The organism is Pantoea sp. Ap-870, assembly GCF_011752515.1.
GTDB classification, from domain to species: domain Bacteria; phylum Pseudomonadota; class Gammaproteobacteria; order Enterobacterales; family Enterobacteriaceae; genus Pantoea; species Pantoea dispersa.
The window spans coordinates 712552-736451 of record NZ_VWXG01000001.1 but is presented as its reverse complement, the minus strand read 5'-3'; the positions used below and the strand labels follow the sequence as shown (position 1 = coordinate 736451).

At 58.4% G+C, this 23900-nt stretch carries 25 protein-coding genes; 5 read left to right on the top strand and 20 right to left on the bottom strand.

What is annotated here, in order from left to right:
* Positions 1-85: 85 nt before the first annotated feature.
* From acpP to yceD, 7 genes are all read right to left on the bottom strand, one after another.
* Positions 86-322, bottom strand: a complete 237-nt coding sequence (gene acpP, locus F3J41_RS03580; RefSeq protein WP_010617251.1) for an acyl carrier protein — start codon at positions 320-322, stop codon at positions 86-88.
* Between the two features lie 153 nt (positions 323-475).
* Positions 476-1210: a 3-oxoacyl-ACP reductase FabG gene (gene fabG, locus F3J41_RS03575; protein WP_021506405.1), complete on the bottom strand. Its 735-nt coding sequence runs from the start codon at positions 1208-1210 to the stop codon at positions 476-478.
* Positions 1211-1220: 10 nt separating this feature from the next.
* Positions 1221-2153: an ACP S-malonyltransferase gene (gene fabD / locus F3J41_RS03570; protein WP_166709946.1), complete on the bottom strand. Its 933-nt coding sequence runs from the start codon at positions 2151-2153 to the stop codon at positions 1221-1223.
* A gap of 16 nt (positions 2154-2169) precedes the next feature.
* A complete protein-coding gene (locus F3J41_RS03565) occupies positions 2170-3123 on the bottom strand; it encodes a beta-ketoacyl-ACP synthase III (protein ID WP_021506407.1) in 954 nt (317 codons plus the stop codon).
* Positions 3124-4164 (bottom strand): phosphate acyltransferase PlsX, encoded by a 1041-nt coding sequence (plsX, locus tag F3J41_RS03560; RefSeq protein ID WP_058759470.1) that lies wholly within the window; start codon positions 4162-4164, stop codon positions 3124-3126.
* 27 nt (positions 4165-4191) lie between these two features.
* Entirely contained in the window at positions 4192-4362 is a 171-nt protein-coding gene (rpmF, locus tag F3J41_RS03555) for a 50S ribosomal protein L32 (RefSeq protein WP_016192161.1), read from the bottom strand.
* Between the two features lie 14 nt (positions 4363-4376).
* Positions 4377-4898 carry a 23S rRNA accumulation protein YceD gene (gene yceD / locus F3J41_RS03550; protein WP_058759469.1) on the bottom strand — a complete coding sequence of 174 codons (522 nt, stop codon included), beginning with the start codon at positions 4896-4898 and terminating at the stop codon, positions 4377-4379.
* 143 nt (positions 4899-5041) lie between these two features.
* Here yceD and F3J41_RS03545 point away from each other — a divergent pair, with 143 nt between their 5' ends.
* The gene (locus tag F3J41_RS03545) at positions 5042-5623 is read left to right on the top strand and encodes a nucleoside triphosphate pyrophosphatase (protein WP_211075078.1); all 582 of its coding nucleotides are present in this window, start codon (positions 5042-5044) and stop codon (positions 5621-5623) included.
* Positions 5624-5633: 10 nt separating this feature from the next.
* On the opposite strand, the gene rluC is transcribed toward F3J41_RS03545, so the two are convergent.
* A complete protein-coding gene (gene rluC, locus F3J41_RS03540; RefSeq protein ID WP_021506411.1) occupies positions 5634-6593 on the bottom strand; it encodes a 23S rRNA pseudouridine(955/2504/2580) synthase RluC in 960 nt (319 codons plus the stop codon).
* 573 nt (positions 6594-7166) lie between these two features.
* Between rluC and rne the strand changes: the two genes are divergently transcribed.
* Entirely contained in the window at positions 7167-10442 is a 3276-nt protein-coding gene (gene rne / locus F3J41_RS03535; RefSeq protein ID WP_166709942.1) for a ribonuclease E, read from the top strand.
* Between the two features lie 182 nt (positions 10443-10624).
* Here rne and flgL read toward each other — a convergent pair whose 3' ends face one another.
* The 11 genes from flgL to flgB form a co-directional block, all read right to left on the bottom strand.
* Positions 10625-11590 (bottom strand): flagellar hook-associated protein FlgL, encoded by a 966-nt coding sequence (gene flgL, locus F3J41_RS03530; protein ID WP_059010446.1) that lies wholly within the window; start codon positions 11588-11590, stop codon positions 10625-10627.
* A 17-nt stretch (positions 11591-11607) separates the two neighbouring features.
* Entirely contained in the window at positions 11608-13251 is a 1644-nt protein-coding gene (gene flgK / locus F3J41_RS03525; RefSeq protein ID WP_021506414.1) for a flagellar hook-associated protein FlgK, read from the bottom strand.
* A gap of 116 nt (positions 13252-13367) precedes the next feature.
* Positions 13368-14309 carry a flagellar assembly peptidoglycan hydrolase FlgJ gene (gene flgJ / locus F3J41_RS03520; protein ID WP_021506415.1) on the bottom strand — a complete coding sequence of 314 codons (942 nt, stop codon included), beginning with the start codon at positions 14307-14309 and terminating at the stop codon, positions 13368-13370.
* Positions 14309-15358, bottom strand: a complete 1050-nt coding sequence (locus F3J41_RS03515; RefSeq protein ID WP_230201060.1) for a flagellar basal body P-ring protein FlgI — start codon at positions 15356-15358, stop codon at positions 14309-14311. The genes flgJ and F3J41_RS03515 overlap by 1 nt, the downstream gene beginning before the upstream one ends.
* A gap of 69 nt (positions 15359-15427) precedes the next feature.
* Positions 15428-16138, bottom strand: coding sequence for a flagellar basal body L-ring protein FlgH (locus F3J41_RS03510; RefSeq protein WP_021506417.1), 711 nt, complete (start codon positions 16136-16138; stop codon positions 15428-15430).
* A 62-nt stretch (positions 16139-16200) separates the two neighbouring features.
* Positions 16201-16983, bottom strand: coding sequence for a flagellar basal-body rod protein FlgG (flgG, locus tag F3J41_RS03505; protein ID WP_021506418.1), 783 nt, complete (start codon positions 16981-16983; stop codon positions 16201-16203).
* Between the two features lie 17 nt (positions 16984-17000).
* Entirely contained in the window at positions 17001-17759 is a 759-nt protein-coding gene (locus tag F3J41_RS03500) for a flagellar basal body rod protein FlgF (RefSeq protein WP_058759464.1), read from the bottom strand.
* A gap of 20 nt (positions 17760-17779) precedes the next feature.
* The gene (gene flgE / locus F3J41_RS03495) at positions 17780-18982 is read right to left on the bottom strand and encodes a flagellar hook protein FlgE (RefSeq protein ID WP_021506420.1); all 1203 of its coding nucleotides are present in this window, start codon (positions 18980-18982) and stop codon (positions 17780-17782) included.
* A 25-nt stretch (positions 18983-19007) separates the two neighbouring features.
* A complete protein-coding gene (flgD, locus tag F3J41_RS03490) occupies positions 19008-19682 on the bottom strand; it encodes a flagellar hook assembly protein FlgD (protein ID WP_021506421.1) in 675 nt (224 codons plus the stop codon).
* Between the two features lie 12 nt (positions 19683-19694).
* Complete coding sequence (gene flgC, locus F3J41_RS03485) at positions 19695-20099, bottom strand: flagellar basal body rod protein FlgC (RefSeq protein WP_021506422.1); 405 nt, start codon at positions 20097-20099, stop codon at positions 19695-19697.
* A gap of 2 nt (positions 20100-20101) precedes the next feature.
* Entirely contained in the window at positions 20102-20515 is a 414-nt protein-coding gene (flgB, locus tag F3J41_RS03480; RefSeq protein WP_021506423.1) for a flagellar basal body rod protein FlgB, read from the bottom strand.
* 154 nt (positions 20516-20669) lie between these two features.
* Between flgB and flgA the strand changes: the two genes are divergently transcribed.
* From flgA to flgN, 3 genes are all read left to right on the top strand, one after another.
* Positions 20670-21329 (top strand): flagellar basal body P-ring formation chaperone FlgA, encoded by a 660-nt coding sequence (gene flgA, locus F3J41_RS03475; RefSeq protein WP_021506424.1) that lies wholly within the window; start codon positions 20670-20672, stop codon positions 21327-21329.
* 106 nt (positions 21330-21435) lie between these two features.
* Positions 21436-21738 (top strand): flagellar biosynthesis anti-sigma factor FlgM, encoded by a 303-nt coding sequence (gene flgM, locus F3J41_RS03470; protein WP_058775421.1) that lies wholly within the window; start codon positions 21436-21438, stop codon positions 21736-21738.
* Positions 21739-21743: 5 nt separating this feature from the next.
* On the top strand, positions 21744-22175 hold the full coding sequence (gene flgN, locus F3J41_RS03465) for a flagellar export chaperone FlgN (RefSeq protein WP_058775420.1): 432 nt from the start codon (positions 21744-21746) through the stop codon (positions 22173-22175).
* A 66-nt stretch (positions 22176-22241) separates the two neighbouring features.
* Here the strand turns inward: flgN and murJ are convergent, their stop codons facing one another.
* Positions 22242-23780, bottom strand: coding sequence for a murein biosynthesis integral membrane protein MurJ (gene murJ / locus F3J41_RS03460; RefSeq protein ID WP_058775419.1), 1539 nt, complete (start codon positions 23778-23780; stop codon positions 22242-22244).
* Positions 23781-23900 lie beyond the last annotated feature (120 nt).

Sequence of the window (23900 nt, the reverse complement as noted above, 5' to 3'; positions counted from 1 at the left end):
GTTCGTCCTCCAGGGAGGGAAATAATGACGCTATGTGGGGCAAACATAAAACTCAGGCGGTCGAATGACCGCCTGAAGATATTCATTAACCTTTATGGTTATTGATATAGTCGATCGCTGCCTGAACGGTAGTGATTTTCTCAGCTTCTTCGTCTGGAATTTCAGTATCAAACTCTTCTTCCAGAGCCATTACCAGCTCAACGGTGTCAAGAGAATCTGCACCCAGGTCTTCAACGAAAGAAGCGCCGTTAACCACTTCGTCTTCTTTAACGCCCAGCTGCTCAGCTACGATTTTCTTAACGCGTTGTTCGATATCGCTCATACTATTTAATTTCCTATCAAAACTCGCTTTCGCGATGGTTTTCGTAGTGTATAAAATGTTGAAAAAGATGCAACAAAATCCCGGCTGGTCGAACCACGATTTTGCGTTATTCTGCGGTGTTTACCGCAGATAATGCAAATGATTTCGTGATTATCAGACCATGTACATGCCGCCATTGACGTGCAGCGTCTCACCCGTGATGTAGGCGGCTTCGTCAGAGGCTAAGAATGCAACAGCATTGGCAATCTCCTGCGGGTCGCCTAAACGACCTGCCGGCACTTCTGCCAGAATGCCCGAGCGCTGATCTTCGTTCAGTGCACGCGTCATGTCCGTCTCAATAAAGCCCGGAGCCACGACGTTTACGGTAATGCCACGTGACGCAACTTCTCGCGCCAGTGATTTGCTAAAGCCAATCAAACCTGCTTTTGCTGCCGCATAGTTTGCCTGACCCGCGTTACCCATGGTTCCAACTACCGAACCGATGGTAATGATACGGCCCACGCGCTTTTTCATCATGGCACGCATGACCGCCTTCGACAGGCGGAACACCGATGTCAGGTTGGTATCGAGGATATCCGCCCACTCATCGTCTTTCATGCGCATCAGCAGATTGTCACGCGTAATGCCTGCATTATTGACCAAAATGTCAACTTCGCCAAATTCGGCGCGAACTTTCTCGAGCACGCTCTCAATAGAGGCCGCATCGGTCACGTTCAGCAGCAGACCTTTGCCCTTGTCGCCGAGGTAAGCACTGATGGCTTCCGCGCCGCTTTCGCTGGTGGCAGTACCCACCACTTTTGCACCGCGTGCCGCCAGCGTTTCCGCGATGGCACGTCCGATACCGCGGCTGGCGCCGGTCACCAGCGCTACTTTACCTTCAAAGCTCATGATTTTCCTCTTATTCCTGGCCAAGCGCCGCAGCCAGTGACGATGGATCGTTCACCGCTGCAGCCGTCAGGCTGTCCACAATTCGTTTGGTCAGGCCGGTCAGCACTTTACCCGGACCAATTTCCAGCAGTTCAGTCACGCCCTGTGCAGCAATAAACTCAACCGCCTCAGTCCAGCGCACCGGGCTGTACAGCTGACGCACCAGCGCGCTGCGAATCGCCGCGGCGTCGCTTTCGCACTTAACGTCAACGTTATTGACCACCGGTACCGACGGCGCATTGAAGGTCACGCTTTCCAGCGCCACCGCCAGCTTATCCGCCGCAGGTTTCATCAGCGCGCAGTGTGACGGCACGCTGACCGGCAGCGGCAGCGCGCGCTTGGCGCCGGCCGCTTTACAGGCGGCACCAGCACGTTCAACCGCTTCTTTATTGCCAGCGATAACCACCTGACCCGGCGAGTTGAAGTTGACCGGCGAAACTACCTGGCCCTGCGCGCTCTCTTCACAAGCTTTGCGAATTGCCGCGTCGTCGAGACCGATAATCGCCTGCATGGCGCCCGTACCTTCCGGCACCGCTTCCTGCATCAGTTTACCGCGCAGTTCAACCAGCTTGATGGCGTCAGCAAAATTCAGCACGCCCGCACACACCAGCGCAGAGTATTCACCGAGGCTGTGTCCGGCCATCAGCGCGGGCTGCGCGCCATTTTTGCTCTGCCAGACGCGATAAATCGCGACCGAGGCTGCCAGCAGCGCCGGCTGGGTCTGCCAGGTTTTATTCAGCTCTTCAGCCGGGCCCTGCTGGACCAGCTGCCATAAATCGTAACCCAGCGCGTCAGAAGCTTCACGGAAAAAGGCTTCAACCTGTGGATTTTCCGCTGCCAGATCGGCCAGCATGCCGACGGTCTGCGATCCCTGTCCCGGGAAAACAAAAGCAATTTGCGTCATCTTGCGTTCCTGTCAATCAAAAGCGAACCAGCGCCGAGCCCCAGGTGAAACCGCCACCAAAGGCCTCGAGCAAAATCAGGTGTCCGGGCTTGATGCGGCCATCACGTACCGCTTCGTCCAGCGCGCTTGGCACCGACGCTGCCGAGGTGTTGCCGTGTCGATCCAGCGTCACCACCACTTTATCCATGCCCATGCCGAGCTTTTTGGCGGTGGCGCTGATGATGCGCAGGTTGGCCTGATGCGGCACCAGCCAGTCAAGCTGTTCACGATCGAGATTATTCGCCTGCAGCGTTTCATCGACGATATGCGCCAGCTCAGTGACTGCGACCTTGAACACTTCGTTGCCGGCCATAGTAAGGTAAGCCGGCTCATCCTGATGCGCGCGATCCTGGTACGGCAGCGTCAGCAGCTTACCGTAGCGGCCATCGGCATGCAGATGCGTGGAGAGAATGCCCGCTTCTTCGCTTGCGCCGAGCACCACGGCACCCGCGCCATCACCAAACAGGATGATGGTGCCGCGATCGTCAGGATCGAGGGTGCGAGCCAGCACATCCGCGCCGATCACCAGCGCGTGCTTCACCGCACCGTTTTTGATGTATTGATCGGCCACGCTCAGTGCATAGGTAAAACCGGCACAGGCAGCTGCGAGATCGAAGGCGGCGCAGTCGTTGATTTCCAGCATCTGCTGAATCATGCACGCTGAGCTCGGGAAGGCGTGGCTGGAAGAAGTAGTTGCCACGATGATCAGGCCAACGTCGCTGGCTGCTACGCCCGCCATCTCCAGCGCACGCTGGGCAGCGGTGAAGCCCATGCTGGCTACCGTTTCATCCGGTGCCGCAATGCGACGTTCACGAATACCGGTCCGGGTGACAATCCACTCGTCCGAAGTCTCCACCATTTTTTCCAGGTCCGCGTTGCTGCGAACCTGCTCAGGCAAATAGCTGCCCGTACCGATAATTTTGGTAAACATCTACGCTTTGTCACTCCTGGCTAATACAGCGTCAAGGCGCGCGGCAATTCTCTCGGGAACTTGCTTGCGCACCGCCTGCTCTGCCTGTTCTATCGCCACGGCAAACGCGCGTTGATTCGCCGCGCCGTGGCTCTTGATCACTGTCCCGCGCAATCCTAACAGACAAGCGCCATTGTACTGGTCGGGGTTGAGATGACCGAAACGTTTAGCCAGACGCTTTTGGATCCAGCGTCCCAGCCATTTCAGCCACCAGGCCCGTTTTTTTCCTTCACCTGACGATTTGAGCAGAGAAAGAAACATTCTTACCACGCCTTCCATGGTCTTCAACGTGACATTACCCACGAAGCCATCACAGACCAGCACATCCGTCTTGCCGGTGAGGAGATCGTTCCCCTCAAGGTAACCAATATAGTTGATCTGCGGCGAGGCCCGCAGCACCGCCGATGCGGCGCGGATCGTCTCCAGCCCCTTCGTCTCTTCCTGACCGATGTTGAGCAGCGCGACGCGCGGCTGGCTGATTTCCAGCACTTCTTCCGCCATCACCGCACCCATCACTGCAAACTGCACCAGCATTTCACTGTCGGAATCGACGTTAGCGCCCAGATCCAGCACCACCGTCTTGCCGTGCTGCTGATGCGGCAGCACGGTCATCAACGCCGGACGCTCAATGCCATCCAGCGGCTTCAATAATAATTTTGCCAGGCCCATCAGCGCACCGGTATTGCCGGCACTGACGCACGCCTGCGCTTTCCCCTCTTTCACCAGCTCTAACGCCACGCGCATGGAGCTGCCGCGGCTGTTACGAATCGCCTGCGAGGGTTTGGCATCACTTGCAATAACCGATTCGGCAGGGATTACCTGCACACGCCCCAGTAACGAGGAATCCGCTTTGGCAAGAAATGACGAGATGATGTCGGGATCGCCGACCAGAAGAAGAACCAGCTGCGAATGAGAGGCCAGTGCCTGCAAGGCTGCAGGCACTGTCACGCAGGGACCGAAGTCCCCGCCCATGGCATCAACTGCCAGGGTCAAACGTGTCAAGGTATCGCCTTGCGTAACCGCAAAGAATTACTTGGTGATAACCTTGCGACCGCGGTAGTAACCATCCGCAGTGATATGGTGACGCAGATGAGTTTCACCAGAAACTTTATCTACTGACAGAGTGGTAGTGGTCAGCGCATCGTGCGAACGACGCATACCACGCTTAGAACGGGTTGGTTTATTCTGTTGTACGGCCATGGACCTTACTCCTATTACTTACGCTTTAAACTGGCTAATACGGCAAATGGGTTTGGTTTTTCCGCCTCTTCAGGCAGCTGGCCAAAGACCATGTCCGCGTCGGACACTTCACAGTGTTCAGAATCATGCACCGGAACGACCGGCAGCGCGAGGATGAGTTCATCTTCGATCACCGCCAGCAGGTCGATTTCACCGAAATCGTTGACATCGACCGGCTCGTAGGCTTCCGGCAGTGCCTCGGCCTGCTCATCAGAAGAGACAGGACTGAAGCAATAGCTTACGTGCACAGCATGCGGGAACGGTTGGTTGCAGCGTTGACATAACAACGTTACCTGCACATCGGCTGTTCCTTGCAGAACCGCGAGGCGCTGGTTGTCAACCGCAAACGACATGGCACATTCCACATCACTGTCCACACTCACGACCGTTTCGGCCAGGCGCGCCACCAATTCAGGTGCGTAAACACCGTGATAATCCAGGCGTTTTTGCGCGGCGCGGACCGGATCGAGCGTCAGGGGTAATTTTACCTTTTGCATAGGGCGCGCATATTAACTTTGTAACGTCATAGAGTCAAAGAAAAAGGCCGGTTTACAGCATCTTTCACCCGTTAGTCGCATCCAGTGCGGCGCATAGTTTAAAATGCCTGTCATCTTTACGCTATCACTTCTGCAAAAAAATGATGACACCGCTGGTTTTAGCCTCAACCTCTCCGTTCCGTCAGGCGCTGCTGCGCAAGCTCGGCCTGCCGTTTATCACTGCCGCCCCTGAAAGCGATGAAACGCCGCTGCCGGGAGAAGCCGCGCCGCAGCTGGTGCAGCGGCTGGCCATTGCCAAAGCGCAGGCGCTGGCCGCGCGCTATCCTGCGCACTGGATCATTGGGTCCGATCAGGTCTGTGTACTGGACGGTCGCATCGCCGGCAAGCCGCATACCGCAGAGAACGCCTGTCAGCAGCTGGCGCTGGCGAGCGGTAAAGCCATCACCTTTTATACCGGTCTGGCGCTGATTCACCCCGCCAGCGCGCAGCAGCATGTACTGTGTGAACCCTTTAACGTGCATTTTCGGCAACTGAGCGCGGCAGAGATCGCGCGCTACGTCGAGCTGGAGCAGCCGCTGCAGTGCGCCGGCAGTTTCAAAAGTGAGGGACTGGGGATTTGTCTGTTCGAACGGCTGGAGGGGCGCGATCCCAATAGCCTGATTGGCTTACCGCTGATCGCGCTGAATGGCCTGTTAAGGCAGGCGGGCATCAATCCGCTGGGCTGATGCCACGCTGTCAGGCTTTTTTCTGCTGGCGCAGCTGGGACAGGCAGTGCTTCAGTGCCTTATCCAGCGGCGCTTCCATACGCAGACTTTCGCCGGTGTTGGGATGGGTAAACGTCAGCGCGGCAGCATGCAGGAACAGCCGCGCCAGACCGGTTGGTGCCAGCTGGCGATCGAATTCGCGATCGCCATAGCGATCGTCAAAGGCAATCGGGTGCCCGCCATGCAGGGTATGCACGCGAATCTGGTGCGTACGTCCGGTCACCGGACTGGCTTTAACTAATGTCGCCAGGCCAAAACGTTCTTCAACTTTAAAGCGCGTTTCTGACGGCTTGCCCTCGGCGCTGACCCGCACCACGCGCTCGCCGCTTTGCAGAATGTTTTTCAGCAGCGGTGCCTGCACCACTTTCAGGTGCGATGGCCAGTCGCCGCGCACCAGCGCCAGATAATCCTTCTGCATGCCCTTCTCACGCAGCTGCTCGTGCAGTGAACGCAGCGCCGAGCGCTTCTTCGCCACCAGCAAAATGCCGGACGTGTCACGATCGAGACGGTGCACCAGTTCAAGGAAACGCGCCTCCGGGCGCAGCGCGCGCAGCCCTTCAATCACGCCGAAGCTCAGCCCGCTGCCGCCGTGCACCGCGGTGCCGGACGGTTTGTTCAGCACCAGCAGATAATCGTCTTCATACAGAATGCACGACTCCAGCGCCGCCACTTTATCCAGCTTGGGCGATACCGCCTGCTCTTCACGCTCGGCCACGCGCACCGGCGGCACACGCACTTCGTCGCCGTCTTCCAGCTTATATTCAGGTTTTACGCGCTTCTTATTCACCCGCACCTCGCCTTTACGCAGAATGCGGTAAATCATGCTTTTCGGCACCCCTTTCAGCTGGGTGCGCAAAAAGTTATCAATGCGTTGACCGGCATTTTCAGCCGTGATGGCGACAAACTGTACGCCGGGATTCTCTGTTTTCATGGCGGCGATTCTAAATAGTGTCCCCGGATAGCGCCACCCCTTTTTCTGTGCTTAACTCTGACTTTATCGTCGCGTTAAGCGGCCAGAATGCTGGCTTTTTCAACGATGCGATGATTACCCCTGCAAATGAACAGGTTAAGGATGAACAAACTTCACAGCTCGGTAAAAGTCGCCTTGCTATAAGTTGCTAAGCAATGGAATAATGTAGAGGTTTCTGTCCTGGAAAGAGTCAGGCAGGAAAAAGAGCGAAATTAAGGTATTTTGCCGGATGAAACGGACACGCAGCAATGGCGTAAGACGTGATGTTTAATCAGGCACTTAGCGGGCTGCGGGTTGCGGCCTGGACGACAGACTGGGATGTGTGGATTTTTGAATACTCTGTAGCACTTCCACCTTCAGGCGCTGGTTTTCCTTATGAAAAACAGGCCACCGACAAGATTTGCGCCCCTTTAGCCGCCGACAACCGTGAGGTTGACGTCAGTGCATGCAGACACGGGGCCATCGGTTGATTCTCGTCCAGGGTAACGATGCCCGCAGCTTTATCACTCATGTGAGAATAACGAGTAAGTCACGATGAAAAGAATGTTAATCAACGCAACTCAGCAGGAGGAGTTGCGCGTTGCCCTTGTTGACGGACAACGTCTGTACGATCTGGATATCGAAAGCCCCGGACACGAGCAGAAAAAAGCCAACATCTACAAAGGTAAAATCACCCGTATTGAACCCAGCCTCGAAGCTGCGTTTGTTGATTACGGTGCCGAGCGTCACGGTTTCCTCCCTCTGAAAGAAATTTCCCGCGAATACTTCCCTGCTAATTACAACGCGCATGGCCGTCCGAACATCAAAGATGTGCTGCGTGAAGGCCAGGAAGTGATCGTACAAATCGATAAAGAGGAGCGCGGTAATAAAGGGGCAGCACTGACCACCTTTATTTCGCTGGCCGGTAGCTATCTGGTGCTGATGCCCAACAATCCGCGCGCCGGCGGTATTTCCCGCCGTATCGAAGGTGACGACCGTACCGAGCTGAAAGAGGCGCTGTCAGCGCTGGAGCTGCCGGACGGCATGGGCCTGATCGTGCGTACCGCTGGCGTCGGCAAATCTGCCGAATCGCTGCAGTGGGACCTCAGCTTCCGTCTGAAGCACTGGGAAGCCATCAAAAAAGCCGCAGACAGCCGCCCGGCACCGTTCCTGATTCATCAGGAAAGTAACGTGATTGTGCGCGCCTTCCGCGACTACCTGCGCCAGGATATCGGTGAAATCCTTATCGATAACCCGAAAGTGCTGGAGCTGGCGCGTCAGCACATCGCCGCGCTCGGTCGTCCGGACTTCAGCAGCAAAATCAAACTGTACACCGGTGAAATTCCGCTGTTCAGCCATTACCAGATCGAATCGCAGATTGAATCGGCGTTCCAGCGCGAAGTGCGTCTGCCGTCCGGCGGTTCTATCGTTATCGACAGCACCGAAGCGCTGACCGCCATCGATATCAACTCCGCCCGCGCTACACGCGGTGGTGATATCGAAGAGACCGCCTTCAACACCAACCTGGAAGCCGCCGACGAGATTGCCCGTCAGCTGCGCCTGCGCGACCTCGGTGGTCTGATTGTTATCGACTTCATCGATATGACGCCTGTGCGCCATCAGCGCGCCGTGGAAAACCGTCTGCGTGAAGCGGTACGTCAGGATCGGGCGCGTATCCAGATCAGCCACATTTCACGCTTTGGTCTGCTGGAGATGTCGCGTCAGCGCCTCAGCCCGTCACTGGGTGAGTCCAGCCATCACGTCTGCCCGCGCTGTAGCGGTACCGGCACCATTCGTGATAACGAATCGCTGTCGCTGTCGATCCTGCGTCTGATTGAAGAAGAAGCGCTGAAAGACAACACCAAAGAAGTGCACGCCATTGTGCCGGTTCAGGTGGCCTCTTACCTGCTGAACGAAAAACGTGAAGCGGTCAGTGCCATTGAGAAACGTCAGGGCGGCGTGCGTGCCATTATCGTGCCAAACGATCAGATGGAAACGCCGCACTATTCGGTGCTGCGCGTGCGCAAAGGTGAAGAGACGCAAACCCTCTCCTATCACCTGCCGAAACTGCATGAAGCTGAGATGGCGCTGCCTTCGGAAGAAGAGCACGCTGAGCGTCGTCGTCCGGAGCAGCCTGCACTGGCCGCCTTCGTGATGCCGGATGCACCACCGGCTCCGGTTGAAGTGAGCGAAGAGAGCCAGCCGGCAGCGGTTGACGTCAAAGCCAAACCGGCGGTCGCAGCACCCGCGACGGTCAGCACCGGTTTTGTTGCGCGCCTGCTGGGTGGCCTGAAAAAACTGTTTGCCGGTGATGCCCCCGCCGCAGCCCCTGCTGAAGAGAAGACCGAAGCGAAAACGGCTGACGGTGAGAATACGCAGCAGCGTGGTGAGCGTCGTAACAATCGCCGCAACAACAATCGCCGCGAGCGCACGCCGCGTAACGGTGAGCATGCGCAGAGCCGTGAAGGCCGTGAGCCACGTGAAGCGCGCGAGCCGCGGGAACCCCGTGAGCCTCGTGAAGCCCGCGAGCCACGCGATCAGGATAACCGCCGTAACAAGCGTCAGAATGACGCGCGCGGCGAGCGTCCGGCGCTGACTGAAGAGCAACTGCAGCAGCGTGATGAGCAGCAGCAACAGCGTCGCGAACAGCGTGCTGAGCGCCAGCGTCGTCGTCAGGAAGAGAAGCGTGCGCAGCAGGAACCACAAGTTGCTGAGCAGGTGCCTGTTGTTGATAGCATTGATGACAGCGTTGCGCAGGAAGACGAACGCGTTCAGGTTATGCCGCGTCGCAAACAGCGCCAGCTCAGTCAGCGCGTGCGCGTAGGTGACAACGCTGAGGCGATCCCTGCTGAGCTGCCTGCCGCCGCCGTTACTGAAGCGGTGCAGGAAAACAGCCAGCGCGCCCAGCTGAAAGAGCAAGCCGAAACCGCTCAGGATGAGCAGGATGACAGCGAGAACCGTGACGGGGCCAACATGCCGCGCCGTTCACGTCGCTCACCGCGTCATCTGCGCGTCAGCGGTCAGCGTCGTCGTCGCTATCGTGACGAGCGCTACCCTACGCTGTCTGCGATGCCGCTGGAAACAGCAGCTGCCTCACCAGAGATGGCGTCAGGCAAAGTGTGGATCACCTATCCGGTCACGCAGACTCATGAGCACTTCACCTCTAACCAGGCGCTGAACGAAATGCCAGACTATGGCTATCAGGATGCCGCGCCGGCGGAAGAACTGCCTGTGGCTGTCGAAGCCGCTGCCGTGGCACAGCCAGAAACGCCAGCGCCAGAAGTGGTGCATCAGGCTGAACCGCAGGCGCACACTGAAGTGCCGGTGGTGAATACTGATGACCTGACGCCAGTGGCGGCACCGGTTGATCACCAGCCAGCAGTGATTTCCGCAGCCGATGAAGCAGTTGCACAGGAAACCGCAGCAGAAGCGCAACCGGCTGTTACGCCTGCCGAAGAGACGCCGCCATTGGTTACCGAAGCGGTTAGCGCAGCGGAACAGGCTCCGATCGAGGTGTCACCCGCGGTTGAAGCGCAGGTAGAAGAAGTGCTGTCCGCGCCGGTAGCGGCCGAAGCACCTGTCGCGCCGGTCACCGAACCGCACGCACCGGTTGCCGCCCGTGATACCGGGGTCAGCCATGCTGAGACCCGCTTTAAGCATCACGCTACGGCGCCGATGACCAAAGCACCGGCACCGGCATGGGAACCTGAGCCCGTGCGTCACAGTGACTGGGTCCGTCCGGCCTTCAACTTCGAAGGACGCGGTTCAGCCGGTGGTCACAGCGCCACGCATCAGGCTACCGCACCGGCTACCCGTCCGGAAAGCGCGTAAGTCTCTGCTGTAGAGCGCTACCGTCTCCAAACCCCGGCTGGTCCGGGGTTTTTTATTGCCCGCATTCTCCCCTCCCCACCTGACTGAACACCCTGATTACAAGCCAAAAAAAATCCCACGGCCCTCGCAGGCAGTGGGAAAAACTAAGCGTACCCGGTTTAAGTACGCTCAAACAGTCAGGTTTATTTATTCATCTGGAACAGCGACATCTTCGACATATCGCTAAAGGTGGTGTACGACGCCTGCAGCAGCTGCTGCTGCATGGTGTAGGTAGAAATGGCTTCGGTGTAATCGACGTTAACCAGCGTGCTCATCTGATCTTTCAGCGTCACCTTGCGGTCGTCACCTTTTGCATCCAGCGTATCCAGTTCGTCCAGCTGGGTACCAATCTCAGAACGCACCGCCAGCACGTTGTTCAGCGAGTTGCTGAAGCCACGGTTGGCCTTGTCCATCGCCGCGCTGAAGGTCTGTTTAGTGGCATCGTCAGCGTCATTCTGCGGCACTTTCAGCGCTGCAATGGCGTCATCCAGCATATCGAACAGGTTAGTCTGGCTGGCGCTGCCATCCGGCTCCGGCTTGGCGTTGCTGGTCAGCTGGTCAAAAATTGAATTACCGGTATGGCCCACCGTCATGGTGCGTTCGCTGTCGACTTTCTGGGTGATCGCGTCGCTGCCACCGCTATAGATGATTTTACCGCTGGCATCTTCGGTGAACGGCGGCTTGTCGGACGCATAGCCGGCAAACAGGTAGCGGCCGTTGCCGTCTTTGCTGTTGGCCAGGTTGAGCAGCTGCGAGCGAATGCCCTCCAGCTGGGTAGCATAAGAGGCGCGGTCATCGTCACTCAGCGAGCCGTTACCGGCGCTGATCAGCGTGGATTGCGCCGACTGAATCGCCGTCGTGACATCACTCAGCGTGCTCTCTTCCAGCGACAGTCCCTGATTCGCGAACGAACGCGCCAGCGCGAACTGGCTGTCGCGCGCCTGCGTCTGCGACAGCACCACGGCGCGCGAAGCGGCGATCGGATCGTCAGACGGATTGGTCACACGGCGACCGGTTGACAGTTGTTCACCCGCTTTCAGCCAGGAGGATTGCGCGTCAGTGACGCCGCGCACCTGCTGGTCGAAAATCATATTGGTACTGAGTCTCATCGGTCTGGCCTCCCGTATTAACCGCGAATGCTCATCAGAGCATCGAAAATGGTATTGGCGGTTTGCAGTACCTGCGCGTTCGCCATGTAAAATTGCTGATATTTGCTCAGGTTGGCGTACTCTTCGTCGAGGTTTACGCCAGAAACCGACTGCTGACGTTCGGTCAGCTGCGTCACCACGCCCTTCTGGGTGGTGGCGGCGGTTTCGAGGTTTTTGGTTTTGTTGCCGACGGTGCTCACCAGGCTGGCATAACCCTGCGCCAGCGTGGCGTTACCGTTAATCAGTTTGGCATCCTGCAGGTCCAGCAGCTTTTGCGCGTTACGGTTATCGCTGGCGCCACCCGCAGCCGAAGCTGCCGCGATCTGCGATTCACTGGTGATAGCCACTGACATGCCGCTAATCACATCCTGCACCGGTTTGACCAGGAAGCTGTCTTTGGCGTTAGCCGTTCCATTTACCGTTAATGACAGTCCATCAAAGCTCATGGTGGTATTGCCGGCACCGTCGCTGCCCATGGTCGGCGTCACTTTCACGTTGTCCGAAAGACGCGTCACCGACCAGTTGCTGCCGTCATAGCTCACGCTGTAGTTAGAGGCTTTCATCGCCCCGGTGTCGGTCCAGCTGGCGCTGACGGTAGCGGCAGAGGTGTTTTTGCTGTTGGTCACCACTGTCGGGCTACCAATATTGAAGAAGTTGATACCGGTGTTGCCTTTGCTGTCATAGCCCTGGCTGTGCACCTGGTTGAAGCTGGTGGTGAATGCCGCTGCCAGCTGCCCGAGCTGGTTCTGCGCGTTATCCAGATCCTGGGTACGGAACGCCAGCAGGCCCCCGAGCGAACCGGTGGTTAGCGTTTTTTCCGGGATCTCAACGTTACCGGCCTGCTTATCGACATAGCCCACGGTAATGCGCGACGCATCGCTGCTGGAAGGCATGGCGATCAGCGAGGTGGTTTTGCTGCCGTTAACCAGCGTGGTATTACCCATCGAGACGATGTAGTTACCGTCCTGCTGCGACACGTTCACGCCGACCAGGCCATTCAGGTTATTGACCAGCTGATCGCGCTGATCGAGCAGATCGTTAGGCGCAGAGCCGCCGCCGGTGGTCAGCTTGGCGATCTGCGTGTTGAGATCGGCAATCTGGCTGGAGTAAGTGTTGATCTGCTCGACGCTGGCTTTGATGTCCGTATTGACGCTGTTTTGCATGCTGGTCAGATACTGTGCGGTAGTCTGGAACTGGTTTACCAGTCCCTGCGCATAGCTCAGCATAGACTGACGCGCAGAAGGATCGTCTGCGTTACTCACCACGTTCTGCACGTTAGTGAAAAAGCTCTGAATCGAGTCAGACAGGCTGGTGGTCGACGTCGACAACAGATCATCAATATTCGAAATCTGGTTGTACTGTGAATTGACCGCGCTGTAGTTGGCGCTGTTACCGCGCAGCTGGGCGGTAATAAACTCATCGTATTCACGCTGCACGCCGGTCACATTGACGCCGTTGCCATAATAGTTGCTGCCCTGCAGCGTACTGTTGGCCTGCGACAGCAAAATCGTCTGGCGCGAATAACCGGCTACGGTGTAATTACTGATGTTGTTACTGGTGGTGCTTAATGCGGCCTGTGCGGCGCTCAGCCCGCTCATCGCGGAGTTAATTATGCTGGACATCTCGGTTCCTTTTTCCCGTTAACCGGGCTGGCAGTCATCAGTGCGATTGCGCGGGCCACAACGCCCGCGGCATGTGAAGGTTATCGGCGTGCTTAAGCGAAACTTGAGCGGAAAAATCAGAACAGATCGGTGAAATCCTGGCTGTAAGCCTTAACCACTTTTTCGCCCATGTTTTTGAATTGCTGGATCATTCCTACCAGTTTCTGCGCATATTTCGGGTCAGTCGCATAGCCAGCCGCCTGCAGCGCGCGCGCGCCCTGCTCGGCGCTCGGTGCGTTCGCCACTGCCGCATAGCGCGGGTTACTGGAAATCAACCGCACGTAGTCGCTGAGCGCTTCGAAATAGGAGCCATAAACGCGGAAGGTGGCGCGCACTTTCTTCGCCTCACCGCCCTCGTATTCCGTGGTCATGATGTCGGTGGTTTCGCCCTTCCAGTCGCCGCTGGCTTTGATCCCGAACACGTTGTAGCTCGGCTTACCGTCGCGCGTCAGGATCTGCCGCTGGCCCCAGCCGGACTCCAGTGCCGCCTGCGCCAGGATCAGATGGTGAGGAATGCCGCTCTGCTGGCTGGCCACTTTCGCCGGCTGCGCCAGCTGGGCGATAAACTCATTGCTGTCACCCGGCAGGCTGGCCGGCGAGACCGGCAGACGCGGCACCGCTTTGCGCACCATCTGCTCCAGCTGCGTGGGCGCCATGCTGCTATAGATGAAGCTGTTATCCAGCTTCATCGGCACGGTACCGGCGCTTTCGTCCGGAGCCTGCGCCGGCTGCATCTGTTTGACAATGGTGTCGGCCAGACCCAGCCCGCGCTTGCCGATTTCCTGCGCAATCTGCTGATCGTAAAGCGAGGTGTAAAGCCGCGTCTGATCGTTGCTCAGCATGCCATCCTGCGGCAGCGCTTCACGCATGCTCTTCAGCATCATCTGCACGAACATCCCTTCGACCTGCTTCGCCACCTGCAGCGCTTTGCCTTTCGGGTCCACGGCAGCCTGGCGTTTCAGTTCGTTCAGCGAGCGGCTGTCATACGCCGCGTTCATCAGCGATTGCGTATCGGTCATCAGATAATTTCCAGCTTCGCGCGCAGGCAGCCCGCGCTCTCCATCGATTGCAGAATCGACATCAGCTCAATCGGTGTCGCACCCAGCGCATTCAGCGCCCGCACTACGTTGTTCAGGTTGGCACTGGCGTTAACCCGCTGCAGCGCGCCGCCGCTCTGACGCAGATCGATCTGCGTTTGCGTGGTGGCAACCGTCTGACCACCGGCAAACGGCGTATCCGGCTGGCTGACGTTCTGCTGCTGATTCACCGTGACCGACAGGTTGCCCTGCGCCACCGCACAGGTGTTGAGCGTCACTTCGCGATTCATCACCACTGAACCGGTGCGCGAGTTAATGATCACTTTGGCGTCTTCCAGCGGTACCGACACGTCGATGTTCTGGATCTCCGCCAGCAGACGTACCTGCGAGCTGTTGTTTGGCGACACGCGGATTTGCACGGTACGGGCGTCCAGCGGCAGCGCTGACCCTACGCCACGGCTGTTGATGGCATCGGCGATGCGCTGCGCCATGGTGAAATCTTCGTTGTTAAGCTGCAGGTTGATGGTGTTCTGGCTGCCGAAGTTGCTCTGCAGCTCACGCTCGACGGTGGCGCCACCGGTAATACGGCCGCCGTTGAGCTGGTTAACCTGCACGCTGCTGCCGCCGGCCGAGGCACCCGCCCCGCCGACCAGAATGTTACCCTGCGCCAGCGCGTAAACCTGGTTATCGACGCCCTTCAGCGGCGTCATCAGCAGCGTACCGCCGCGCAAGCTTTTGGCGTTACCCAGAGAGGACACCACCACGTCAACCGTCTGTCCCTGACGGGCAAACGACGGCAGTTTGGCGGTGACCATCACCGCCGCCACGTTTTTCAGCTGCATGTTGGTGCCGGCAGGCACGGTGATGCCCAGCTGCGACAGCATGTTACTCACCGTTTGCGTGGTGAACGGCGTCTGGGTGGTCTGGTCACCGGTGCCATCAAGGCCAACCACCAGACCGTAACCAATCAGCTGGTTATCGCGTACGCCCTGCACGCTGGTGAGATCGCGGATGCGATCGGCCTGCGCCATCAGGCTGCTGATGCCGAGCAACAGGCCCAGGCCCAAACGCAGCAGTGTAGTGTTTTTCATCATGACCTCTTACATCGGCGAGACGTTCAGGAAGAAGCGCTGGAACCAGCCCATGGTCTGCGCCTCATTGATATAACCGTTACCGACGTACTCAATACGTGCATCGGCGACCTGCGTTGACAGCACCGCGTTGCTGGCGCTGATGGTGCGCGGGTTCACTACGCCAGAGAAGCGAATAAATTCGGTGCCCTGGTTGATTTCAATCTGTTTCTCGCCGACCACGCGCAGGTTGCCGTTCGACAGCACCTGGTTAACGGTGACGGTGATGGTGCCGGTAAAGGTATTGTTGGCGGTTGCGCCACCTTTGCCAGCGAAATCGTTTTTGCCGTTGGCATCGAGCGCGGCTTTTTCGCCGCCGGCGCCCACCAGTCCGGCCAGGCCGGTTGGGATGGCGCTCAGGCCAAAGCTGTTACTGCCGTCGCGGCTGGCATTGGCTGAAGAGCTTTTGCTGGCGCTGACGTTTTCCTGCAGCGTAATGGTCAGGGTGTCACCAATGTTACGTGGACGACGATCCTCAAACAGCGGCTGATAGCCGTAGTTGAGCGGCGCCACGCCCTGAAAAATGGAACCGTTCACCACCGGCGGTGCGGATGGCGTCGGCTCAGCCGTCGTCGCACCCTGTACCAGTGGCGTGCGCGGCACCAGCGCACAACCGTTAAGGGTCAGTAGCAGCGTGGCTACTAACCAATGCCCAGGCTTGAGAATCACTTGCTTCGCCACGGAGTTCTGACCTTTTTCATGTTCTTAATCGGGCCAGACGCGCTGGCCCAACGATCCCGGCATTACAGCTGGGTTAACTTCTGCAGCATCTGATCGGAGGTGCTGATCGCTTTGCTGTTGATCTCATAAGCGCGCTGCGTCTGGATCATGGTCACCAGCTCTTCCGCCACGTTGACGTTGGAGGTTTCCACGTAACCCTGATACAGCAGACCGGCCCCGTTCTGGCCCGGCGTGCTTTCAGTTGGTGCGCCAGAAGCCTGGGTTTCCTGATAGAGGTTTTCCCCGACGCTATCCAGTCCGGCATCGTTCATGAAGGTGCTGAGCGTCAGCTGGCCAACCTGCGCCGGCTGCGTCTGCCCCTGCTGTGTCACCGTCACCACGCCGTCACGCGCAATGGTGATGCTGGTGGCGTTCGCCGGAATAGTGATGCCTGGCTGCACCGGGAAACCGGCGTTGGTCACCAGCTGGCCGTTCTGATCCACCTGGAACGAGCCGTCGCGGGTATACGCCGACGTACCGTCCGGCATCTGCACCTGGAAATAGCCCTGACCATTAATTGCCACATCTTTTGAGTTGCTGGTCTGCGACAGGTTGCCCTGGTTGTGCAGACGTTCGGTGGTCACCGGACGCACACCGGTACCGATCTGCAGGCCCGACGGCAGCGTGGTCTGTTCTGACGACTGCGCACCCGGCTGACGCAGGGTCTGGTACATCAGGTCTTCGAACACCGCGCGTGAACGCTTAAAGCCGTTGGTGCTGACGTTCGCCAGGTTGTTGGCGATGACGTCCATGTTGGTCTGCTGTGCGTCAAGACCGGTTTTCGCGATCCATAAAGAACGAATCATTGTGTTTTCCTTAAGCCTTAGCTGCTCATATTGAGCAGCTGATTAGCCCGCTGTTCGTTTTCATCGACGTTGGAGATCACTTTCATCTGCATCTCGAAACGTCGGGCGTTGGCGATCATGTCGACCATGGTTTCCACGGGCTTCACGTTGCTGCCCTCCAGCACGCCCGGCATCACCTGCACGGTCGCGTCATTCGGCAGCGCCGCGCCGCGCTGTGCCTGAGTGGCGGCGCTGGGACGGAACATGCCGTCATCACCGCGCGTCAGTTCCTGGCCTGTGGCACGTACCAGCTTCAGCCGTCCGAGCTGCACCGTGGCGTTCGGCGCGTCACCGGCGTTCAGCGCGGTGATGGAGCCGTCAGCGGCAATGGTCAGTTGCGCGCCCTGCGGCACGGCAATCGGACCGCCATCGCCCATCACGGGATTGCCCTGAATGGTCAGCTGGCCGGTCGGGCTGATCTGCATGTTACCGTTGCGGGTATAAGCTTCGCTGCCGTCAGCGGTACGCACCGCCAGCCAGCCATCCTGCTGCACCGCCACATCGAGCGGACGCTCGGTATAATCGAGCGAGCCCTGCGACATATCGGCACCCGGCGTCGAAGCAGCCACCAGCGTACGTGTTGGCAGCGACCAGCCGTTGACCGGCACCGCGCGCAGCGCATTGAGCTGAGCGCGAAAGCCCGGCGTCGAGGCGTTGGCGAGGTTGCTGGCGGTGACAGACTGTTGCTCCATCGTCTGACTGGCCGCGCCCATCGCGGTATATATTGCGTGATCCATAAAGCAATCCCGTTAGCGTATTAACGAAGGTTGACCAGGGTGTTAAGAATCTGGTCCTGCGTTTTGATGGTCTGGCTGTTGGCCTGATAGTTACGCTGGGCAACGATCATATTCACCAGCTCTTTACTCAGGTCGACGTTGGACGCTTCCAGCGCGCCGGAGGTCAGGTTGCCGTAGGTACCGGTGCCTGCCAGACCGACTGCCGCCTGGCCCGAGGAGTTGGTTGCCGACCAGACGTTATCGCCTTCGGACTTCAGCCCTTCCGGGTTAGAGAAACTCGCCAGCACAATCTGACCCAGCAGCTGGGTTTTCTGGTTGGAGTAAGTCCCGGTGATGGTACCGTCGTCGTTGATGGTGTAGCTGGTCAGATCGCCCGGTGCATAGCCATCCTGGGTTGGGTTACCGAAGTTGGTTTTGCCGGTGTTCTGCTGCAGGCTGCCGAGCACGCTGAGGCTGACGGCCTGGTTGGCCGCGGCACCGTTGGCACCCTGAATGGTCAGCGCCACGGTGCTGGCCGAAGTCAGGTTACCGCTGGTATCGAATACCATGTTGAAGTTACCGGCAGCCTGACCGGTGGTGGAATCAATCGCGTGCACCGTCCAGTTGTTGTCGGCCGTTTTGACGTAGTACAGATCCAGCGCGTGGTCGTTACCCTGCGAGTCGTACACGGTCACGGTGCTTTTGGCGTTGTAAGTATCCACGTTGGTTGCCGTGAACGCACCGCCGGTTGGCACCGCATCGGTTGAGTTCAGGTTGGATACCATGGTGGCGGTAGTGGTGGCGCGCGCCGACATCTGGGTGGTCGGAATGCTCAGCGCGACCGGGTTGGCACCGGCCTGAATGGTTGGCGGGGTGCCGTTAGCCGGATAGCCGGTTACGGTCAGGCCCTGGGTGTTCACCAGGTTACGGTTTTCGTCCAGCGTGAACTGGCCGTTGCGCGAATAGAACACGCCGCCGCTGGCGTCGGTCAGACGGAAGAAACCGTTGCCGCTGAGCGCCACGTCCAGCCCACGGCTGGTAGAGGTGGTGGTGCCGTCGTTAAAGTTCTGAATCACCGCTGCGACTTTGGTACCCATACCGACGTTCGAACCGGCGAACATATCGGCAAACGCGATGGTGCTGGATTTAAAGCCGGCCGTCGCCGAGTTGGCGATGTTGTTACCAATAACGTCGAGGTTGCTGGAGGCAGCGCCCAGGCCGCTCACCGCTTGTGAAAATGACATGCTATTTCTCCTGCTAAGAGGTTAGTCAGAGAATCTGACGAATTTCATCGAGGGTCGCGGAGCCCATGGTGCCGAGATCCAGTTTTGCGGTGTTATTCACGGTGCTGACGCCGTTGACATAGGCGTAGTTCAGCGGCTGTGCCACCAGTTGGGTGCTGCCATTGCTGGCGGCGAGTGAAACCGTATATTTGCCGTCCGGTGCGGCGCTGCCATCGTCCATCTTGCCGTCCCACGAGAAGGTGTGAACGCCGGCGCTGAGACCGCCGAGATCGATAGAGCGCACTACGCTGCCGTTGCCATCTTTGATGGTGACGCTGGTGGCGGTCGACGCGGTGCCCAGCTCCACGCCAAACGGCGTGCTGGTGCCGCTGCCGACCAGCACCTGGCTGCCCTTCACCATCACGCCATGGCCGATCAGCGTTGAGCTCTGCAGCGACTGGCTGGTGCTGATCTGACCGGAGATCGATCCCAGCGTGGTATTGAGTTTTTCAATGCCGCTCAGGGTGTTGATCTGCGTCAGCTGGGTTGTCAGCTGACTGTTGTCCATCGGGTTAGTCGGGTCCTGATTTTTCAGCTGTGTCACCAGCATGTTCAGGAACTGGTTTTGCAGATCCTGCGCGCTGTTGCCGCTGCCGGTGCTGCTGCTGGAGCTGAGGACCGTGGGGTCGAGGTTGTCTTTAATCCCTACTGCAAGGCTCATAATGCGTCTCCGTTACTGACCCATGGTGAGGGTTTTCATCATCATTGACTTCACCGTGTTCAGCACTTCGACGTTGGCCTGATAGCTGCGCGACGCGGACATGGTGTTAACGGTTTCGGCGACCACGTCGACGTTAGGCATTTTGACGTAGCCTTTCTGGTCAGCCAGCGGATTACCCGGGTCATACACCAGTTTGGCGGGCGTCGGGTCGTTCACGACACCGGCCACTTTGACGCCGCCGGTGGCCGCGCCCTGAGCGGCATCGGTCTGGAAAATCACCTGCTTCGCCACGTACGGCTGGCCGTCCGGCCCGGTGACGCTGTCGGCGTTGGCCAGGTTACTGGCGCTGACGTTGAGCCGCTGTGACTGTGCGGTCATCGCAGAACCGGCGATATCAAAGATATTCAGCAATGCCATGATTATTGCCCCTGCAGAACGCTCATCATGCCTTTGATCTGGCTACTGATGAGGGTGAGATCGGTTTGGTATTTCAGGCTGTTATCCGCAAACTGCGTACGCTCGCGATCCATATCCACGGTGTTACCATCCGCGGCAGGCTGATCGGGAATGCGGTACAGCAGATCCAGTGCGGGCTGTGAATTGGTCTGCGCTTCAATGTGACGCGATGACGTGACATTAAGCGCCAGGCTGCTGCCTTCGGCACGGCCGTTCTGCATCACCTTGCTCAGCTGGCTGGCAAAGTCGATATCCCGCGCCTGGTAGCCCGGGGTATCGGCGTTGGCAATGTTAGACGCCAGAATCTCCTGGCGCTGCGCCCGCAGGTTTAATGCTTCTGTACCAAATCGCAGCGCGGCATCGAGTTTGTCGAGCATGCTTCCTCCGCGAATGAGAATTTCGAGCTGACAGCTTAATGGGACAAAAGCAAGGGCTATCGTCTGAATAGCAGCAAAAATCGTGGCTATTTTTCACCTTGAATTTTTGGTGTGCGGAGTAGACTCAGTGCCATCTTTTCGACAGGAGGCGTTGATGCGTACAACTTCTTCCCTGCTGGCCCTGCTGTGGCTGGCCTTCGCGACGCCCGGCTATGCTGCCGATCTCAGCGCGCAGCTGACTCAGTTCTTTCAGGCGCGCGATCCGCAGCACGCCGCCGGTATGACCGTGGTGGTCCGCACGCCGCAGACGCAGTGGCCCGCCTGCGACACACCGCAGCTGCTGCTGCCGGGTAACAGTCGCCAGTGGGGCAATCTGAGCATTGCCGCCAGCTGCGGCCAGAATCGTCGCTATCTGCAGGTGCAGGTGCAGGTGACCGGCGAGTATCTGGTGGCCAATCGTCAGCTGGCGCGTGGTAGTAACGTCAGCGCCAGTGATTTCCGCCTGGAGAGTGGCCGGCTGGACACGCTGCCGGCGCGCGCGCTGCTCAGCAGCAGCAATCTGGCGGACGCCATTGCCCTGCGTGACATTGCGCCAGGCCAGCCGGTGACGGCCACCATGCTGCGCCAGCCGTGGCGGGTGAAAGCCGGTCAGAATGTGATGGTAATTGCCAGCGGCAACGGCTTTAATGCCAGCAGTGAAGGTCGTGCGTTAAACAACGCCAGCGCGGCGCAGACGGTGCGCGTGCGCATGAGCAATGGCCAGGTGGTAAGCGGTCGTGTCAGCGAGGATGGGAATATTCTGATATCGCTATAAAGCGTTAAAGAACGCTGTTGTTCTGCCGATAGAGATATCAACAATGATATTACCCTATGCTGACTCAGTTGGCTGATCCCCAACTGACCCTAACAGGAGCCACACCATGAGTATCGACAGAACGCAGCCTTTAAAACCGGTGAGCACTGTACAAACCCGTGACAGCAGCGACAACCAGGCAAAAGTGCGTCAGAACAGCGCACCGGCCGCCAGCACCAGCCAGAATGGTGCAGAAGTGACGCTGAGTCCCGCTCAGGCGCAGCTGATGCAGCCGGGCAGCAAAGATATTAACACAGCGCGCGTAGAGCAGCTGAAGACCGCCATTCGTAATGGTGAACTGAAAATGGATACCGGTAAGATCGCCGATGCGCTGATCGCCGATACCAGGGCGTTTTTAGAGGGTAAATAGTCCCGATGGATAATCTGCTGACCACCTTAGATAAAATGCAGGATGTGCTGAGTTCGCTTAACGTCGTGATGGATGAAGAGCAGCAGCAACTTTCTGCCGGACGGATTAATGGCAACCTGCTGCAGCGCATTACAGAAGATAAAAGCGCGCTGCTGACGACGTTGAATTATCTGGACGAAATGCGCCGCAAAACCGAGCTGTCGCTGGGTACCAAAGCGCCTTATCGTGGTCACAGTGATATCGCACGCCGCTGGCACAGCATTCAGCAACATACCCAGCGTCTGCGCGACGCCAATCAGCACAATGGCATGCTGTTGCAGCATCAGATGACCTTTACCGAACAGGCGCTGTCGGTGCTGAAACCGCATCAGACCCAGTCCTTTTACGGCCCGGACGGCCGCGGTTTAGGCCAGAGCACGCTGAGCCGCAAAGGCTAAACGCAGCCGTGCTGCGGGTCCGCTGAATCAGGGTCGCCACACCGGGCGGCCCTTTTTATTGTTCGCTCACACCGCCGTGCGGCGGGCAAAATCGCTCGGGCGGAAGCCCAGTAAACCGAGCATCACGAAGTAAGCGCCGCCGCCAATGGCGCACACCGCCGCCAGCCGCAGTAACCGCCACCACATCTGCCCCTCTTCCCACGCCGGCATCACCTGCAGAATGCCCAGCAGCGCAGCAGCCATCACCGCGACGGCGACCAGCAGACGCAGCAGGAAACCGTGCCAGCCCGGCTGCGGCTGAAAGATTTGCTGTTTGCGCAGCTGCCAGTAGAGCAGCGCCGCATTCAGGCAGGCAGCCAGACCAATCGACAGCGACAGACCGGCGTGCTTCAGCGGGCCGATAAACGCCAGGTTCATCAGCTGCGTCATGATCAAGGTGGCGATAGCAATCTTTACCGGCGTTTTGATGTCCTGCCGCGAATAAAAGCCCGGCGCCAGCACTTTCACCACGATCAGCCCCATCAGCCCAACCGAATAGGCAATCAGCGCGCGCTGGGTCATCGCCGCATCAAAAGCGGTAAATTTGCCGTACTGGAACAGCGCCACGGTGAGCGGACCGGAAAGAATGCCCAGCGCAACCGCGCTCGGCAGCGCCAGCAGGAAGCACAGACGCAGGCCCCAGTCCATCAGACGGGAATATTCATCGTGGTTGCCGCTGGCAAAACTCTTCGCCAGCGACGGCAGCAGGATGGTGCCGAGCGCCACGCCCAGCACGCCAGAGGGAAACTCCATCAGACGATCGGCGTAGTACATCCACGACACCGAGCCGGAGACCAGAAACGAGGCGAAAATGGTATTGATGATCAGCGAGATCTGGCTCACTGACACGCCGAGAATCGCCGGGCCCATCTGGCGCATCACCCGCCACACGCCGGCATCGCGCAGGTTGACGCGCGGCAGTACCAGCATGCCAATCTTTTTCAGGTGCGGCAGTTGATAGAACAGCTGCAGCAGCCCGCCCACTACCACTGCCCACGCCAGCGCCATCACCGGCGGATGGAAGTGCGGCGCGGCAAACAGCGCAAAGCCGATCATGCTGATATTCAGCAGCGTGGGCGCGAACGCCGGGACGGAGAAGCGATTCCAGGTATTAAGAATCGCCCCGGCCAGCGACGCCAGCGAGATCAGCAGAATATAAGGAAAGGTGACGCGCAACAGCGAACTGGTTAAGGCGAACTTGTCGGCGGTATCGGCAAAACCCGGTGCCGTCACCACAATCACCCAGGGCGCAGCGACCATGCCCAGCACCGTCACCACCGCCAGCACCAGCGTCAGCAGGCCTGATACATAAGCAACAAACACCCGCGTGGCGTCTTCGCCCTGCTTGCTTTTATATTCGGCAAGAATTGGCACGAAGGCCTGTGAAAAGGCGCCTTCGGCGAAAATACGGCGCAGCAGATTGGGCAGTTTGAACGCCACGAAAAAGGCATCGGTGGCCATGCCAGCCCCGAAAACGCGCGCCACAATGGCGTCGCGGGCAAAGCCCAGCACGCGGGAAAACAGGGTCATCGAACTGACCGCAGCCAGCGATTTCAGCAAATTCATAATGAGTGGCGCATCCTGAAAAGTGTCGGATAAATGAGCAACTTAGCGCGGACATCCTGCGATGTCCGGCGATAGTCTACTGCTGCAGTGGGAAATGACCAGCATTGAGTGTTACAAGGG